The organism is Escherichia sp. WS2035 (assembly GCF_046487065.1).
GTDB lineage: Bacteria > Pseudomonadota > Gammaproteobacteria > Enterobacterales > Enterobacteriaceae > Escherichia > Escherichia coli.
In genome coordinates, this window is sequence record NZ_JBJQKD010000002.1 from 457,073 (window position 1) to 475,125 (window position 18,053).

Below are 18,053 nucleotides of genomic sequence, written 5' to 3' on the forward strand. Positions count from 1 at the left end.
AAAATCAGTTTGCTTCGCGCTATATCCGCCGCTGACGACGGCGAACAGGGCGAGGTCGTTTTGTTTTCTCCACCGTGGCGACGCCGGCCAGATAATCGGCCAGGGCAGCAGGAGAAGGGTGGGTGAAGAGGTCAAGCAACGTCAGGGTGGAAAATTCGTGACGTTGTAACAAAACGTGCAGTTGCACCAGATTCAGCGACGTTGCGCCCGCCTCAAAGAAGTTTTCTGCGGGCGTGACAGACTCGCCAACCACCTCGCGGAAGGCGTCGCAAATCAGGCTGACGGTGCTCTCGTCCGCCGCAATGTGTGGCTGAGAGTGCTCAGGGCATACGCGCGGTGAGCGCTCTGCGCATTGCCCTGCGTGTTTAACGGGAGGCACCAGCGCGGCGAGCGGCAGTTGCCAGCCGCTTTCATCCTCGGCCATTCGGTTTAGCAATGCGCAATACTGTTCAAACTGGCGCTCCACCTGCCCGGCAGGAAACAGCGCGGCGACAAAATCCCAGTTAAAGCGCAGTTCGCCTTCGGATTCATAAATCTGGTGATCGAGCCAGACCTGCGGCGTCTGGGAGATGCCCCAGACCGGTTTGAGCAGATTACGCCGGGCGAGGAAGTTATCCTGCTCAAAGCCCAGCGCGCTGGTAAAGACGACGGGCATCGGAACGGCTGGCACGTTTTGCCGTTGCGCCAGTTGACGCATCACGCGGATGGCTGACACATCGCGGTGGTTGAGGTTCTGGCTCAGCCGCTGCTGTAGTGACTGCGCGCTGTGCAGCCAGCTTTCGCCGGGATGCCAGCTCAGCAGCATCAGCGAGGTGAAATCGCCCAGAATCTGGTTGATTTGCGGGTGCAGCGGTCGCCTGTCGAAAAGCGTAAGGTTAAGCGTGAACTCAGGCTGTGCACTCCATGCAGAGAGAACCGTTGACCACACCGACAACAGTACGGCCGACGGGGTGAGATGGGCGTCAGCCGCCCGTTTTTTCAGCCGATGCCAGCGCGTGCTGTCCAGTGCGCCGTTCAGGCGGGCGAAGCGCGGTGTTTCAACCTCCTGAGGCAAGCAGCGCAGCGGCAACGCAGGCGCCGGAGGAATATCATCAAGCTGCGCCTGCCACCATGCCAGAGAATCTGGATTGGGCGACTGTAGCGAGGGTTGTTGCAGATAATCCCTGAAGGTGACGGGCAGCGGCGGAAGCAGCTGTTGCGGGTAGCGGTAGCCGTGCTCCAGCTCCGCCAACAGAATCTGCATGCTCAGCCCGTCAAGTAACAGGTTATCCAGACACAGCCACAGGCGGGCGGGCATCCCGTCAACGTAACCGACCTGGAGATCGAATACCGGCCAGACTTCGGGGTTGAGTACCTGATGGGCCAGTTTTTCGCGCACCTGCAACGCCTCTTCAGGCGTATGGAGGATGTGTGCGGGTATTACCCAGCGAGGCGTCTGTTCGAGCACCTGTTGCTGTCCATCACGCACGACGGCGCGTAGCATATCGTGGCGGGCGATTAATCGGTTCCAGACCGTCTCCAACCGGGTGAGATCCAGATCGGCAATTTCAAATTCAACAAAGAAATGTGAGCCGACGCCGCCCAGGGCAAAGCCCGGCTGACGCCCCACTAGGTAAGCCTGCTGCACGTCGGTAAGCGCAAAGGGCTGGTAGCGATCTTCAGGGGAGTGGACGAATGGTTGTTCGACCGGGACGTCGGTTTTCCGCAGCGTGGCGGCAAAATCCGCCAGCCGGGGATGATTAAACAGGTCGCTTAATTGCGCTTCATAACCTGCCTGATGAAGTTGCCCGGTCAGACGGGTCGCCAGCAGGCTATCGCCGCCTTGCTGGAAGAAGTCGGTTTCTCTGGTGACATTGCCAGTTGATAAGAGTTGCTGCCAGAGGGCGGCAACCTGTTTTTCAATGTCGCCCTGGGGTAAATCCGCTTCGGCCGGGTTTTCCGCTTCAGGGGTATGACGACGCTTCAGCGCCTGGTAGTCAATTTTCCCGTTAGCCGTCAGCGGTAAGGCGTCGAGGAAGACGATCCGTTGCGGCACCATCCACCCCGGCAGACGCCCGGCGAGGGCGGCCTGAAGTTGACGGGGATCGCGGCGCACCTGCCTGTCAGGACATTGTACGAGGAAGCGTTGTAACCCCGCGACCTCATCGCCATGCTGACAGTTGAAGCCGGCCGCGCTAAATAATGCCGCCCAGTCGGCGCTGTTATGCAGCAAGGCCTCCGGCTGCCCATTGGTTAACAGGAGCGTGCTGAGTAGGGCGGACGGCGTTAACTGGCGAAACTCCATCACGTAGAGCAGCGCGCCGGGAACGGCAAGCTGTTGTAATGTCGCAAGGAGCCCGGGATCTTCCGGCAGCAGACGATGCAGGGCGTTATTAAGCCAGATAATGTCCGCCGAGTGAGCGTGCGCCGCCAGCGTGTCTGCATTCCAGAGGGACAGACGGGCGCCAGGCCAGGGGGCGAGCCTCTGCCGGGCGCTCAGCAGCATCTCCTGGCTCTGCTCAAGCCCGACATACTCAATCTGTCCGGCGTTGAGCTGTGCTAACAGCGATTCTGCGGCGCGGCCAGTGCGGGTTCCCACCTCAAGCAGGCGCACCGGGCGCTGTAAGCGCTGTGCAAGCTGTTGGCAAATTGTCGCCAGTTCCTGAATATACGGGGCGCTGGCCGGATGGTTAAAGGCCAGGCTTTCCGGCGACCACTGCGCGTCGTTCAGTAACGACAGTTCGTTACGGGCACCGCGAAGAATTTGCGATAACGTTAAATCATGTCCGCTGAAGTGCGGGTGCTCATCCTCGCGTTCTTCACCAGCGCAGACCTGATAACCTTCAGCAGCGGGCTTCAGTCGCCGTTGTGTCACCAGAAATGCTAACCAGCGTTCCACCACGGCCTGCCAGCGCGGCTGGATAGCGAGTGAGTTCATCAGGGGGAGAGGATCGGCGCCAGCGGTGTGACCCGGCTTCAGTTTTAGCAGGCGATGCTGAAGGAAATCGGCTACCTGTTCTGCGGAGATCTCTGGCGAGATGGCGCAACAGGGCAACGTTCCCGCAAGCGTGTGCCACGCCTGCGGCAGTGCCGGGTTCCGATGATCGGTAACGCAAAAAGCCTCGCCCTGAGGAACAACGTATGCCGCCAGCGTTTTTTCTTTTTCGCCGATCGCCAGAACGGTTGCTTGTTTCACCCCCGCCAGCTGGCTGAGCGCGCTTTCGATTTCGCCCAGCTCGATGCGATATCCTCCGACTTTGACCTGCTTGTCGCGACGACCGAGGAACTCGATTGTGCCATCTGGCCAGTAGCAGCCGAGATCGCCGGTGCGATACCAGCGCTCGTCCGGGAGCGTCAAAAATTGCTGCTCGCTACGCAGGGGATCGTTGAAATAGCCTTCCGCGACCCCAATGCCGCCAATCCATAATTCACCCGGCACCCAGTCAGGGCAGTCCCGGCCCTGTTCATCCACCACCCGGTAGCGTTGGTTGGTTAGCGGAAAACCGTAAGGGATGGAGCGCCAGTGGGCGGGGACGTCGTGAATTTCGCAGGCGTTAGACCAGATAGACGCCTCGGTGGCACCGCCCATCGCGATAAATTGTCCTTGTGGCCGGAAGGCCCGATAACGGGCGGGGAGGTCAAGCCCGATCCAGTCGCCGGAAAGCATCACTGCGCGCAGGTTTTCCGGCGTGGCGTCGGCGAAACCTTCACACCAGGTCAGCAGCATATCGAACAGCGCCGGGACGCTGTTCCAGAGCGTGACCTGATGGCGCTGGATCAGCTCACACCATGCGTGAGGATCGCGCCGTTGATTTTCCATCACCATCACCAGCGCGCCGCCCGCGCGCAGTACGCCAAAAATGTCGTAAACCGATAAATCAAAATGTAGGGCGGAGAGGGCCAGCACCCTGTCATGCGGGCCAACCTGATAGCGGGTATTGATATCGCAACAGGTGTTAAGCGCTCCCCGGTGAGAAATGACTACCCCTTTCGGCGTACCGGTAGAGCCGGAGGTGTAGATAATGTAGGCCGGTTGCGTGGGGGCGCGTACTACCGGGTTGGCGATCGGCTCCGCCTCAATGGCCTGCTGCCAGGCAAGGACGGGAATATCGTCTGACCCGGCGCTGGCGTCGTGCTGACAAATGAGCACCAGCCGGACGCTGGCGTCAGCGTAGATTTTCTCGCGCCGTGCGGCAGGCTGATCCAGCGAAACCGGAACGTAAACCGCCCCAGCCAGCAGGACGGCCAGAACCGCAACAAGTTGTCCTGCACCTTTCGACATCGTGATAGCCACATTATCGCCGGGCTGAACCCCGCACTCGATTAACCTGCCCGCGCAACGGCGGGCATAGTCTGTCAGCTCATGATAATTCCACTGATAACGCATGTCCGTTACCGCCAGCGCCTGCGGCTGTTGCAGAGCGATACGGAAAATGCCTTCATGCAGCAAGCCTTCGGGAATGGGGGCGCCGGTGGCGTTGACCCGTTCGCGTATCGCGCGCTGGCTGGCGGGCATCATATCTGCGAACGGCTTTTGCCAGGCGCTTTCGTCATCGCAGAGTTGGTTAATCAACTGGCAGTAGGTGTCGAACAATGTTTCGACTAACGCCGGAGGGAACAGCGCGTCGTTGCTGTCCCATTGTAGCCAGACCTCGCCGTGATGCTCGAACGCCAGATGATCTATCCAGACCTGCGGCGTTTGCGAGATGCCCCATTCCGGCTCGCCCAACGGCGATTCTGCGCGGCTGCTGTAGAGGGAACGCCCCAGATTGCTGGTAAATACCACCGGGGCGCCGTGGGGGTAGCGCTGCTGGCGTTTGAGTTCACGGAGTAATTCGACGCCGGACCAGTGGCGATGCTCCCAGTCCTCCGTAAACGTGAGCTGGTTTTTACGCGCCAGGTTGCTGACGGTATCGCCATCGCAGGCGGTATCCAGCAGAAGAATATTGGTGAAGTCGGCAAGCATCGCGCCAACCGCCGGGTGCAGCGGCTGGCGGTCGAATAAGGTGATGTTAAGCAGCAGACGCGTCAGGCCGCCCCAGCGAGCCAGCACGGCAGAAAAACAGGTCGCCAGTGCCATTGTCGGCGTCACGCCATACTCGCCGGCCCGGTTGCTAAAGGCGTGCCAGCGTGTTGCCGGGACAATCATGCGGCGTCGGGTATTACGGACTTCACGTAGCGTGGCGGGTTCGCAGGCCAGCGGCAAGACGGGCGCGGGGGGAAGCGTCGATGCTTTCGCCAGCCAGTAAGCGCGCGCGTCGTCTCTCAGTGGTTGATTGATCTTCTGCTGGTGCAGCAAATACGAGCGGAAATCATAGCGGGTGTCGATAGCCGGCAGCGATTCTCCGGCCAGCAGGGCGTTAAGCTCATCGAAGAAAAGCGTAAAGCTGGAGGCATCCATAATCAGCAGGTCAATATTGACATGGAGGCGGTGGCGATTGTCCGGCAAGAGCGTCAGCTGAAAATCAAACGTTTCGCCGATTTCCACGCGTAAAAGACGGTGGCTCAGGCGCTGGCGCAGTGCGTCCAGATAGGCCTGGCGGCTTTCAGCGTCGTTATGGCGTAAATCATGAACGGTGACGCCGTTCCAGTAAGGTTGCGGTAGCCAGACCTGCTGCCCGTCGGGGCGAAAGGCGATATGCAGCATTGGGTGGCGTTGCAGCAAGGTCGTGATGGCCTGCTCCAGCTGCGACGCCGTCAGACAATGGCCTTCAAACTCCTGATACAGGTGGCAACCCACGCCGCCAAGCGTCTGCCCCGGCATGCGGCCCGTCAGGTAGGCGTGCTGTACTGGCGTCAATGGGAAGGGGGTACTTTCGGTCATGTTCGGCCAGGATGATTCGTCGGGCGGCGTTTCTTCTTCCGCGTTCTCCGGCGACCGGCTGAGCATTAACTGGTTCCATGCCGCCAGCGTGGGGGCGGCATACAGCTCGCGAAGGGTAAGGCGGTAGCCATTTTTACGAAACCAGTGTAACCATCTCATCAATCTTATGGAATCCAGGCCGGCCTGGATCAGGTTGCTCTCTTCATGTAACTGCTGCGGCGTTAAATTCAGTTCCTGTATGAGCCGCTCGCGTAATTGTTGGTAATCAGCCGCGTGGCGGTTGTCCGGTAACAGCGAATCCTGAGATGGTGCGCCAGAAATCATTCTTCCTCCTGATGGCACGTCTTACCGAAAAGCATTACTCATATGAGAATAATAATTATTAACAATTGGATGCTACCCGAAACGGGTTTATTTATGCCCGTTTCGGGTTGGTAACAGGCGGAAAGAACAGAGGCCCTGATGGGGTATCCGGGCCTCTGTCAGGGAGGAGTTTAGGGGGGCGCGACCCCGGTTACATCCCGCGTTTAAAGGTCGAAGGAGTTACGCCAAACTGTTTCTGGAAGGCGGCAGAGAAATGGCTGGCGTTGGCATAGCCCAGATCGGCCGCCACCGTCATGACGGAGGTATTGCCGTTGGCCAGGCGTCTTCTGGCTTCCTGCATTCGTTCAGCCTGAAACAGGCCATAGACGCTGTTGTTGAACAGAACGCGGAAGCCTCGCTTAATTTTGAGAACGCTCAGACCGGACTCTCTGGCCAGCTCCGCGACGCCCGGCGCTTGCGTCAGATCAGCCAGCAGCAGATCCTTCGCCCGCAGCAGTTTCTGGCGTTCCATCGGGGTGAAGTGGCAGGAGAGGCAACTGGCGTCTTCGCGATGTTCATCCAGCACCAGACTGAGCATGACCAGACTTTGCCCCTGCAACCATAGCGTCGACGGCTTTTGTTCATGACTGAAGCCGCTGTGCATGCGCATCAGCGCGTGACGCAAGGCCTGAGCCGTTAAGTGGGTTTCAGCATTACAACGGTGCTGCTGGCAACAGCAGTGGGAGTCGATCTTATTCTTAATGACCGCGCTAATATCCGGCACCCACAGCGCGAGGGTTTCAGGGCTGAAGGAGAGGGTAATGCTCTCGAATCGGCCACAATAGGAGGCGCTGCCGCGACAGTCTGGCGTATGGGTAATGTAATGGCGATTGCGCGCAAGCTCCCAGTCGGTGTGACGCCGGAGTCCCTGAATCGCAAAGCGCGATGTGCCTTCCAGGATGCACGAGAAGTTAATCCTGCCCAGATCGTCGTGTAGCTGCAACGTCTCAGGCCGCGCAAAATGGCCCCTCCAGAGCAAAATATCCATACCTTCCTGCAACGAACAGCGCAGCAGTTCACACTGAGCAGGAATATTGCCATCGTTTGCAGGTTTCCCGACCACCAACTGGTGAATAGAGATTTCAGATTGCGTTTGCGGTGACTCCGTCATGACCTGGTTATCTCCCTGTGGCTTAGACCAATGCGGGTATAAATAGAACCGAATGGGGTAGATGAGTTATTGATAATGGTTATTATTCACATTAATTCTCAGAACGCCACCCTGAATTGTCGTTTTTGGCGTCCGTAAAAATTCATCAGGAAATTCAGTTACTCCCATGTCATCTCAATCATCCAATACTGAATCGCTGTCCCGATTTCCTCTTTGGCAGGTGATTACACCGGTTCGCAGGAAGGTTATTTTAGCTATGGCGCTGGCGGGGCTGGCGGCATTAACCAGCCTGGGGGCGCTCCTTTTTCTGGCGTGGAGCCTGCGTGACATTCGCGCGACGCCTGACGCTATTCCGGCCTGGCCGCTGGGCGGCGTGATCGGCTGCGTGGTCTTAACTTTTGTTCTGCGCTTACAGGCGTTCAACACCTCTCATTACGCGGCTTTTCATCTGGAGAACATTCTGCGCAGCAGGTTAGCCCGTAAAGCATTGCAGCTTCCGCCTGGCGTGTTACAGCAAATGGGCAGCGGGTCAGTGGCGAAAGTGATGCTGGATGACGTGAAGTCGTTACATATTTTTGTGGCCGACAGCACGCCGCTCTATGCCCGCGCGATCATCATGCCGCTGGCGACAATCGTTATCTTGTTCTGGCTGGACTGGCGGCTGGCAATCGCGACGCTGGGGGTACTGGCGTTTGGATCGGTTGTTCTCGTGCTCGCCCGCCAGCGTTCGGAAGATATGGCTCAGCGTTATCATAAGGCGCGCGAGCAGGTTAGCGCGGCGGTTATTGAGTTCGTGCAGGCCATGCCCGTGGTGAGAACGTTTGATAGCGGCAGCACCAGTTTTTTGCGCTATCAACGCGCCCTTGAAGAGTGGGTCGATGTGCTCAAAACCTGGTATCGCAAAGCCGGTTTTTCAGCGCGTTTTTCCTTCTCGATTCTGAATCCTCTCCCGACCCTGTTTGTCCTGATCTGGTCGGGATACGGCCTGTTGCACTATGGCAGTTTCGATTTTATCGCGTGGGTGGCCGTTTTACTGCTGGGCAGCGGAATGGCCGAAGCCGTAATGCCAATGATGATGCTCAATAACCTGGTCGCGCAAACGCGTTTAAGCATTCAGCGTATTTATCAGGTTCTCGCGATGCCGGAGTTATCGCTGCCGCAGTCTGACCAGCAGCCGCAAGAGGCGAGCATTACCTTTGAGCAGGTGAGCTTTCATTATCCGCAAGCGCGTACTGGCGCCGCGTTGCAGGAGGTGAGCTTTCATGTGCCTGCCGGGCAAATTGTGGCGCTGGTCGGGCCAAGCGGCGCCGGAAAAAGCACCGTGGCGCGCTTGCTGCTGCGTTACGCCGACCCGGACAAAGGCCATATCCGTATTGGCGGCGTGGATCTGCGTGATATGCAGACGGACACCCTGATGAAGCAACTCTCGTTTGTGTTTCAGGACAACTTCCTTTTTGCCGACACGATAGCCAATAACATTCGTCTGGGCGCGCCGGATACGCCGCTGGAGGCGGTTATAGCGGCGGCCAGAGTGGCGCAGGCCCATGATTTTATTAGCGCTCTGCCAGAAGGTTACAACACTCGAGTCGGGGAACGTGGGGTATTTCTCTCCGGCGGCCAGCGGCAGCGCATTACTATCGCCCGGGCGCTTTTGCAGGATCGCCCCATCCTGGTGCTCGATGAGGCGACGGCGTTTGCTGACCCGGAAAACGAAGCGGCGCTTATCAAGGCGCTCGCGGCGGCCATGCGTGGCCGGACGGTCATCATGGTCGCGCATCGTCTCTCAATGGTGACTCAGGCCGATGTGATATTGCTGTTTTCCGACGGACAGCTCAGGGAAATGGGGAACCATACGCAACTGTTGGCGCAGGGCGGCCTGTATCAACGGCTCTGGCAACACTATCAGCAGGCGCAGCATTGGGTGCCGGGTGGAACACAGGAAGAGGTGATGGAAAATGAAAGACAATAATCCTGCGGATAACCTGGCCTGGCGCGTCATCTGGCGCCAGCTTATCTCCAGCGTTGGCAGTCAGGCCAGGATGCTGCGACGCAGTATGCTGGCGCTGTTGCTGGCGGCATTCATGCAGGGGATCGCCTTTGCCTGTCTTTATCCGATCATTGATGCGCTGTTACGGGGAGACGCGCCGCAACTTCTTAACTGGGCTATGGCCTTCAGCGTCGCCGCAATTGTGACGCTGGTGCTACGCTGGTATGGCCTGGGCTTTGAATACCGTGGTCATCTGGCGCAGGCTACCCATGAGTTGCGCCTGCGACTTGGCGAGCAGTTACGCCGCGTGCCGCTGGAGAAGCTCCAGCGCGGCAGGGCGGGTGAAATGAACGCCTTGCTGCTGGGCAGCGTGGATGAAAACCTCAATTATGTTATTGCGATAGCCAATATTTTGCTGCTCACCATTGTCACGCCGCTGACGGCGTCGCTGGCGACATTGTGGATAGACTGGCGGCTGGGGCTGGTGATGTTGCTGATCTTCCCTCTGCTGGTGCCGTTTTATTACTGGCGCCGCCCGGCGATGCGGCGACAAATGCAGACGCTGGGGGAAGCGCACCAGCGTCTGAGCGGCGATATCGTTGAATTTGCTCAGGGGATGATGGTATTGCGCACCTGCGGCAGCGATGCCGATAAAAGCCGGGCGCTGCTGGCGCATTTCAATGCGCTGGAAAACTTACAGACCCGCACTCACCGTCAGGGCGCTGGCGCGACGATGCTGATCGCCAGCGTCGTGGAGTTGGGCCTACAGGTGGTGGTGTTATCCGGGATCGTCTGGGTAGTGACGGGCACTCTGAACCTCGCCTTTTTGATTGCCGCCGTCGCGATGATTATGCGCTTCGCAGAACCGATGGCGATGTTTATCAGCTACACCTCGGTTGTGGAACTGATCGCCAGCGCCCTGCAAAGGATTGAGCAGTTTATGGCGATAGCACCGCTTCCCGTCGCAGAGCAAAGCGAGATGCCGGAACGTTACGATATCCGCTTTGACAACGTCAGCTATCGCTACGAAGAAGGTGACGGCCACGCGCTTAATCATGTTTCTTTGACGTTCCCGGCAGCCAGTATGAGCGCGCTGGTGGGTGCCTCCGGCGCAGGCAAAACTACCGTCACCAAACTGTTAATGCGCTATGCCGATCCGCAGCAAGGGCAGATTTCTATTGGCGGCGTCGATATTCGCCGCCTGACGCCGGAACAGCTCAATAGCCTGATTTCTGTTGTTTTCCAGGATGTCTGGCTGTTTGATGACACGCTGCTGGCGAATATCCGTATCGCGCGCCCACAGGCGACGCGGCAGGAGGTAGAAGAGGCCGCCCGCGCGGCGCAGTGCCTTGAGTTTATTTCCCGTCTTCCGCAAGGCTGGCTGACGCCAATGGGAGAGATGGGCGGCCAGCTATCGGGCGGCGAGCGCCAGCGGATTTCCATTGCCAGAGCGTTATTGAAAAACGCGCCGGTCGTTATTCTCGATGAACCGACTGCCGCGCTGGATATTGAAAGCGAGCTGGCGGTGCAAAAAGCGATCGATAACCTGGTTTACAACCGGACGGTGATTATCATCGCTCACCGTTTATCCACCATCGCCGGGGCCGGAAACATTCTGGTGATGGAAGAGGGACAGGTGGTTGAGCAGGGTACTCATGCGCAATTGCTCTCACATCATGGACGTTATCAGGCGCTGTGGCAGGCGCAAATGGCCGCGCGCGTGTGGCGCGACGACGGGGTTTCCGCGTCTGGAGAGTGGGGGCATGAGTGATGTTCAGTCGAATGTGAAACCGCTGACGTTGACGACCGGGCGGGTGATTTTTGCTATTGCCGGCGTCTATGTGACGCAGAGTCTGGTATCGGCGCTGTCTATGCAGTCCTTACCCGCGCTGGTGCGCGCTGCTGGCGGTTCGCTGGCGCTTGCCGGTGCGACAACCCTGTTTATGCTGCCCTGGGCGCTGAAGTTTATTTGGGCGCCGTGGATCGAGCGCTGGCGGCTTCCGCCCGGTAGCCAGGAACGCCGTTCCCGCATGTTAATCCTGCGTGGTCAGGTCGCGCTAGCGGCGATCCTGACTATTGCCGCAGCGATTGGCTGGTTTGGGCGAGAAGGGGGATTCCCCGATACGCAAATCGTCGCGTTATTTGTTCTGTTTATGGTGGCAGGCACGGTCGCCTCCACCATTGATATCGCCAGCGACGGCTTTTGTGTCGATCAACTGACCCGCACGGGTTACGGCTGGGGAAACAGCGTGCAGGTCGGCGGCAGCTATCTGGGAATGATGTGCGGCGGCGGGGTGTTCATGATGCTGTCGGCGGCATCCGGCTGGCCTGTCGCCATGCTGATGATGGCGGTGCTGATTATGGCGCTGTCACTCCCGCTGTGGCGCATTACGGAGCCGACGCGAACAGCGACTATCCCGCATGTTCCGGCGTTAGGTTATGCGCTAAGGAGGAAGCAGGCGCGCCTGGGCTTACTGCTGGTATTGATGCTGAATTCAGGCATGCGGTTTGTGCTGCCTCTTCTGGCACCGCTGTTGTTGGATCATGGGTTGAGCATGTCCGCATTGGGCGCGCTGTTCAGCGGCGGCAATATTGCAGCGGGCATAGCAGGAACGCTGGCCGGCGGATTGCTGATGAAATACACCTCACCCGGCAGAGCGCTGTTGACGGCTTATGGCGTCCAGGGGATCGCGCTGCTGGCGGTGGTGATGACGCTCATGATGGCGCCGGGTCATCTGCTGCTGCAGATTCTCCAGTGTCTGGTCATTGTCCAGTCCATTTCGCTGGCCTGCGCGCTGGTCTGTCTTTACGCCACGCTGATGTCGCTTTCATCGCCTTTGCAGGCCGGTGTCGACTTCACCCTCTTTCAATGTACTGATGCGGCAATCGCCATTCTGGCAGGCGTTATCGGTGGCGTTGTTGCTCAACATTTTGGCTATGCGGCCTGCTTCCTGTTTGCCGGGGCATTCACGTTGCTGGCGGCGTGGGTTGCTTATATCCGGCTGCATTCGGCAAGAGAACTGATGACAAGCGCAATTGATTGATCCGCGAATAACACAGAGAGGTAAGGGATGAAAATCAGTGAATTTCTACATCTGGCGTTACCAGAGGAACAATGGCTACCGACGATTTCTGGCGTTTTACGCCAGTTCGCAGAAGAAGAGTGTTATGTCTATGAGCGTCAACCCTGTTGGTATTTAGGCAAAGGGTGCCAGGCACGGCTGCACATTAATGCCGACGGAACGCAGGCGACATTTATTGATGATGCCGGGGAGCAAAAATGGGCGGTGGATTCCATTGCCGACTGCGCGCGTCGTTTTATGGCGCATCCTCAGGTGAAAGGACGTCGGGTATATGGACAGGTTGGGTTCAACTTTGCGGCGCATGCGCGGGGGATTGCCTTTAACGCCGGGGAGTGGCCGCTGCTGACGTTAACCGTTCCCCGTGAAGAACTTATTTTTGAAAAGGGAAATGTCACCGTTTATGCGGACTCCGCCGACGGGTGCCGACGTTTGTGCGAGTGGGTAAAAGAGGCCGGTACAACGACGCAGAACGCACCACTGGCGGTGGATACCGCCCTCAATGGTGAGGCATATAAACAACAGGTTGCGCGCGCCGTTGCGGAGATCCGCCGTGGCGAGTATGTCAAAGTGATTGTCTCGCGCGCCATTCCCCTGCCATCGCGGATTGATATGCCCGCCACGCTGTTATACGGGCGGCAGGCAAACACGCCTGTGCGCTCGTTTATGTTCCGTCAGGAAGGACGCGAAGCGCTGGGCTTTAGCCCAGAACTGGTGATGTCAGTGACGGGCAATAAAGTGGTCACTGAACCGCTTGCGGGCACCCGCGATCGCATGGGAAACCCGGAGCATAATAAGGCGAAAGAGGCAGAACTGCTGCACGACAGTAAAGAGGTGCTTGAGCATATCCTTTCTGTCAAAGAAGCTATTGCTGAACTGGAGGCCGTTTGCCAGCCGGGCAGCGTGGTGGTTGAAGATTTAATGTCGGTTCGCCAGCGCGGCAGCGTTCAGCATCTGGGGTCTGGCGTGAGCGGTCAGCTTGCGGAAAACAAGGATGCCTGGGATGCGTTTACCGTGCTGTTTCCGTCGATTACCGCCTCAGGTATCCCTAAAAATGCTGCTCTGAACGCGATTATGCAAATTGAGAAGACGCCGCGAGAGCTTTATTCCGGCGCAATCCTGCTGCTGGACGATACGCGCTTTGATGCGGCGCTAGTTCTGCGTTCCGTATTTCAGGATAGCCAGCGCTGCTGGATACAGGCGGGGGCGGGAATCATCGCGCAATCTACGCCGGAACGCGAACTGACAGAAACCCGGGAGAAATTAGCGAGCATTGCGCCCTATTTAATGGTGTAGGAGTAACTGTTTTCTAACCTCACAACCAGACTGTCCAAAGACAATTGAGTCGCTCTTTGATTCCTCTGTGACTCTATTGTCTTCTTTTGGGATAAAATAGGTGTTTTTCGTCATGAAGTTGATAAAAGTCTATATAGAACCACCTCTTGTGGAGGTGGTGGTAATTTGCCAGAGTGTGGGATTCGTTAGTATACTATGGGATAAACTTATTTTTACCAATTGTATAAGGCGGTGCATAAGATTCTCGGCATGCTTCCAGATAATCCGACCACCACTGCATCATCGCTTTGCGGGCTTCCAGGTGCTCTGCCTTATGAATATAAGCCATGCGCACGGTATTGCGCTCCTGATGACTCATCTGGCGTTCTACTGCGTCCTTTGCCCATAAACCCGATTCCATCAGCGCACTGCATGCCATTGCCCGGAAGCCGTGACCGCAGATATCCTTTTTCGTGTCGTAACCCATCACCCGCAGTGCCTTATTGACCGTGTTTTCACACATTGGCTTATACGGGTTATGGTCGCCGGGGAAGATCAGTTCATTATTACCGGTGATATCCTTAATCTGTTTCAGAATGGCGATGGACTGTTCTGAGAGGGGGACGATATGCGGCATTCGCATTTTTGCCCCGCGGCCGGAATAACGCACGCCAATAATGGGTTCTCGCGTCGCGGGTATCGTCCAGACTCGGTTTGTGAAATCAATCTCTGACCAGCGGGCGAAACGCAGTTCACTGGAGCGAATGAACACATGCAGCATCAGCAGAACGGCATGCCGGGTCAGTTCACGGCCCTGATGATATGCCCCAATACGTTCAAGCAGTTCAGGCAGCCGCTCCAGCGGCAGGGCAGGATAGTGCCGTCTGACAGGAGGTGTGGTCACGCCGCCAAGGTTTGCTGCAGGGTTCGTATCGATTAACTCCTGATGGACCGCATGGCGCATTATGTTACTCAGGTGCTGCCGTGTGCGGGACGCAACCTCCAGCAGACCTTTTTCCTCGATCCCTTTCAGCAGGTCAATGAAATGACGGGGTTTAAGTTCTGATACAGGTAGGTTCCCGATGACCGGAAAGATGTGATTGTTCAGGCTGGCAAGCAGACGGTCGGCGGTGTTCTGCGACCATTTCCTGTTACTTTTATGCCACGCCAGCGCCACGTTTTTAAAAACTTTCTCCGGTGTTCGTGAGCCACGTACAGCAGCCCGCTGCTGTACCGGGTTGATATTCAGCGCCAGCATTTTACGGATACCTTCACGTTGCTGTCGCGCATCAGACAGGGAGATGGCTGGATAGGTACCCAGCGCAATGCGGGATTCTTTACCGCTAATACGGTATTTGAGATACCAGTGGCGGGAGCCACCCGGCTTGACCCGCAGATACAGACCGTGAGAATCGGAGACTTTAAAGGGTTTATCAGAAGGCTTGAGGGTGCGGATTTTTGCGCTGGTAAGGGACATATGGGGGTCACTCCATTATCGAACTAACCTGACCCCAGATTTGACCACCAATTTTTCCCGATGCGTAGGGTAAAATCAAAATGCACTGAGAAGAGTTTTCACACTAACCTGTTGAATCAACATCAGATAAAGATTCGCAAGGATGCATGAAAACAGAAAATTGGCTCCTCTGACTGGACTCGAACCAGTGACATACGGATTAACAGTCCGCCGTTCTACCGACTGAACTACAGAGGAATCGTGAGAACGGGGCGCATATTACTTAGCGGTACCTTGTCTGTCAACACTAAATTTCATAAGCCATTTCAATTGGTTAATTAATCTGCAAAGTTGTTAATTAATGAACATTCGTCGCCGAAAACGAGTCTGTATCATTAGCGTGATGCAGTCTCTGCAAAGGATCTTGTTGATAAAATTGACAGAAACGTTGCCACAATGAAGGGAAACGAGGAGCAAAAAGTTCTGGGGCGCTAAAGAAATATTCAGAAAGTACGGCAAAACATTCAGCAGGATCACTGGCAGCATAAGCATCAATGCTCGCCGCATTCTCACCAACTAATTCGATTTCTTCCTGAATGTTGTTCATTGCAGCATGAAGATCGTGTTCCCAGCCAGCAACCTCACGCAACGAAATAAAGGGAACTCCGCTGGCGCGATCGCCGTTACGGGTGTCCAGCTTATGAGCGACTTCATGAATAATCAGGTTAAAACCAGAAGCATCAAAAGAATCTTGTATATCCAACCAGTTCAAAACGATAGGCCCTTGCTGCCAGCTCTGACCTGACTGAACAATACGTTGGTTATGCACCAGACCGATATCGTCTTCCCATTCATCATCGACCACAAATGGCGCAGGATAAATTAAGATTTCATGAAAACCATCCAGCCATTCCAGTCCTAACTCCAGAACGGGCAGGCAAAATAGAAGTGCTATCCGGCAGCTTCTTAATGAATTCAGCTCAAAGCCCTGTAAAGGAACAAGCCGTTTTTGCTGTAAAAAACGTTCGGCAAGAGCGACCAATTTGCTTTGTTCCTGTTCTGTCAGACACGTTAAAAGGGGGATCGATAGTGCTTCCTGCCAGGGAAGGGCAGTTTGATGTGCTGATTCTTGTACTTTCCAGGGCCACTTAATCATCGTTTTGCTCGCAAACTCGTCACTTGAACAAAATTGCACGGACAGGGACTGTTAAAATGCCAAATTTCCTGGCATCATGGCAACCATCTGAACGGAGAGATGCCGGAGCGGCTGAACGGACCGGTCTCGAAAACCGGAGTAGGGGCAACTCTACCGGGGGTTCAAATCCCCCTCTCTCCGCCACTTTATCAATGACTTATCTCCCGACTTCCCGCCTTGCTTTTCCTAAACAGAACAATCGTAGGATATTCTTGAAGGGTTAGATCGTCACTGTTTTCTGTTCGATACTGTGACATTCAGCACTTGATTCGCTATGGGTCTGACAGGAAGGTTTCGAGCGAAAATCTACAGTTATTCAGTCGTTTTCTTATCGGTCACCATTATTCTTTTAGACATTGATCCTATGAAACTGCCGCAAAGTTGCTGGCGGGAACTGAAGTTGCGTAGAGAAGGGGTCAATAATTGAGCCAAAAAAGGAACGCGGCCGTCAGATTAAAGCCGCGGGACAAAGTCCATAATTTCCAAGAGTTGTTGAATTTCCCAGCTTTTTTGAAAGCCTTTGTATCATACTAACAAGTAAAAAAGGTTTAAACACCAAAATTAACCTATATTTCTGGTTAGCTTTACCATGACAGATGACTTGCTCCTGGAGACATTTGCGCTGCCAGTCTGTATGGCTGAGTTGTGTATTTATTGTTCGCCTTTTTCTCAGTTTTTTTCTACAGACATAATAAAAAAGACACGACTCAAGTATGAGCGTGTCTGAGTTTGTCTTACTTATTTGTCTTGGTAAATTATTGTTGTTACTACCAGGCACTGTTCTGTTAAATAACTGAAGTCAGCGCAAAAAAATCAATGAGACATCATCTCCTCGACCACTTCTTCGCTACTCAACTGATAGGGATAATACGTTGGCCAGTTTTCCATTTCATTCAATAAAGATTGCTGGGAATCATTACCCATAAAAATGTGAAAATGAGATGATTTTCGTGGTGCAATTATATGATCGCTAAATTGTATATATTTAGGGGCTTTGCTTTCAGGATCTTTACATTCGAATAAGTAACGAACGCCTTTCTTGCCTGATTTATAGGTGAGTATTTTGTATCCATCGTAATCATATTTACAGGATGTTGTTTCATTATTTCTATGGAATTCGACAATGCCGTCCTCAATGCCAATCATTTCGATATCTGTCGCATAACCTTTGCGATAATAATCTTTAATTTCAGCAAATGTTTTGGTTTTATCTGCATCCGCTTTCTTCTGAAAGACGGGGTCAAGTTTGCCACTTTGCAGTAAAGGGTAAACGGATTGCCAGACTCCATCCCAGTCACTGAGCGTTCGGTTTTGTACATTGGTATCATCAAAAACACCATTAGCAGCTTTTTGTTCGACCTCTGTTAAGGGTTTGCCGTGTGAGTGATGACCATGCGAAAAGGCAGGAGCGCTAACAATAAAGACACCTAAAGCAACAGCCAGTTTATGAAGACGAATCGCCAAAACAATTTCCTCCAGAGTTAATGTACATGATGTGTAATGTTATATTGTAACATATGAAAAAATGCAACAACTCATTAGGAAATGAGAGCATGGTATTCTCAGGTGTATTGAACTATCTTATTGAAATAAAATAAATTATTCTGGTGATGAAAGGTTGATGACAAACGAAACATAACTTGATGCGATCTGTGTGGGCCGGATAGGGCGCTTGAACTGCACCCCAAATGTTGGACATAATCTGACATCTGAAGGTGCAGTTTATGAAACATTCATTTGAAGTAAAACTTGCCGCTGTAAATCATTACCTGGCTGGTCATGC

9 protein-coding genes and 2 tRNA genes are annotated in these 18,053 nt (G+C 55.0%); 5 read left to right on the forward strand and 6 right to left on the reverse strand.

The window, feature by feature from the left end; translation table 11 throughout:
* Positions 1–19: 19 nt before the first annotated feature.
* Together irp2 and ybtA are read right to left on the reverse strand one after the other, a co-directional pair.
* Positions 20–6,127, reverse strand: a complete 6,108-nt coding sequence (gene irp2 / locus ACJHX4_RS06860) for a yersiniabactin non-ribosomal peptide synthetase HMWP2 (protein WP_000623045.1) — start codon at positions 6,125–6,127, stop codon at positions 20–22.
* 190 nt (positions 6,128–6,317) lie between these two features.
* The gene (ybtA, locus tag ACJHX4_RS06865) at positions 6,318–7,277 is read right to left on the reverse strand and encodes a yersiniabactin transcriptional regulator YbtA (RefSeq protein WP_000140402.1); all 960 of its coding nucleotides are present in this window, start codon (positions 7,275–7,277) and stop codon (positions 6,318–6,320) included.
* Positions 7,278–7,533: 256 nt separating this feature from the next.
* On the opposite strand from ybtA, the gene ybtP reads away from it, so the two are divergent.
* From ybtP to ybtS, 4 genes are read left to right on the forward strand one after another with little or no spacing between them, the layout of a single operon-like run.
* Positions 7,534–9,246 (forward strand): yersiniabactin ABC transporter ATP-binding/permease protein YbtP, encoded by a 1,713-nt coding sequence (gene ybtP / locus ACJHX4_RS06870; RefSeq protein ID WP_001330751.1) that lies wholly within the window; start codon positions 7,534–7,536, stop codon positions 9,244–9,246.
* A complete protein-coding gene (gene ybtQ / locus ACJHX4_RS06875) occupies positions 9,233–11,035 on the forward strand; it encodes a yersiniabactin ABC transporter ATP-binding/permease protein YbtQ (RefSeq protein ID WP_000654452.1) in 1,803 nt (600 codons plus the stop codon). Before ybtP ends, ybtQ begins: the two co-directional genes overlap by 14 nt.
* A complete protein-coding gene (gene ybtX, locus ACJHX4_RS06880) occupies positions 11,028–12,308 on the forward strand; it encodes a yersiniabactin-associated zinc MFS transporter YbtX (protein ID WP_001286284.1) in 1,281 nt (426 codons plus the stop codon). Before ybtQ ends, ybtX begins: the two co-directional genes overlap by 8 nt.
* Positions 12,309–12,335: 27 nt before the next feature.
* A complete protein-coding gene (ybtS, locus tag ACJHX4_RS06885; protein ID WP_000703040.1) occupies positions 12,336–13,640 on the forward strand; it encodes a yersiniabactin biosynthesis salicylate synthase Irp9/YbtS in 1,305 nt (434 codons plus the stop codon).
* A gap of 193 nt (positions 13,641–13,833) precedes the next feature.
* On the opposite strand, the gene ACJHX4_RS06890 is transcribed toward ybtS, so the two are convergent.
* The 3 genes from ACJHX4_RS06890 to mtfA all read right to left on the reverse strand — a co-directional run bounded on the left by ACJHX4_RS06890 (position 13,834) and on the right by mtfA (position 16,231).
* A complete protein-coding gene (locus ACJHX4_RS06890; protein WP_000060157.1) occupies positions 13,834–15,096 on the reverse strand; it encodes a tyrosine-type recombinase/integrase in 1,263 nt (420 codons plus the stop codon).
* A 161-nt stretch (positions 15,097–15,257) separates the two neighbouring features.
* Positions 15,258–15,333, reverse strand: a tRNA-Asn gene (locus tag ACJHX4_RS06895).
* A 100-nt stretch (positions 15,334–15,433) separates the two neighbouring features.
* Positions 15,434–16,231 carry a DgsA anti-repressor MtfA gene (gene mtfA, locus ACJHX4_RS06900; RefSeq protein WP_001311896.1) on the reverse strand — a complete coding sequence of 266 codons (798 nt, stop codon included), beginning with the start codon at positions 16,229–16,231 and terminating at the stop codon, positions 15,434–15,436.
* A gap of 93 nt (positions 16,232–16,324) precedes the next feature.
* Between mtfA and ACJHX4_RS06905 the strand changes: the two genes are divergently transcribed.
* Positions 16,325–16,414, forward strand: a tRNA-Ser gene (locus tag ACJHX4_RS06905).
* Positions 16,415–17,083: 669 nt separating this feature from the next.
* Here ACJHX4_RS06905 and zinT read toward each other — a convergent pair.
* The gene (gene zinT, locus ACJHX4_RS06910) at positions 17,084–17,734 is read right to left on the reverse strand and encodes a metal-binding protein ZinT (protein ID WP_001007778.1); all 651 of its coding nucleotides are present in this window, start codon (positions 17,732–17,734) and stop codon (positions 17,084–17,086) included.
* Between the last annotated feature and the right edge of the window lie 319 nt (positions 17,735–18,053).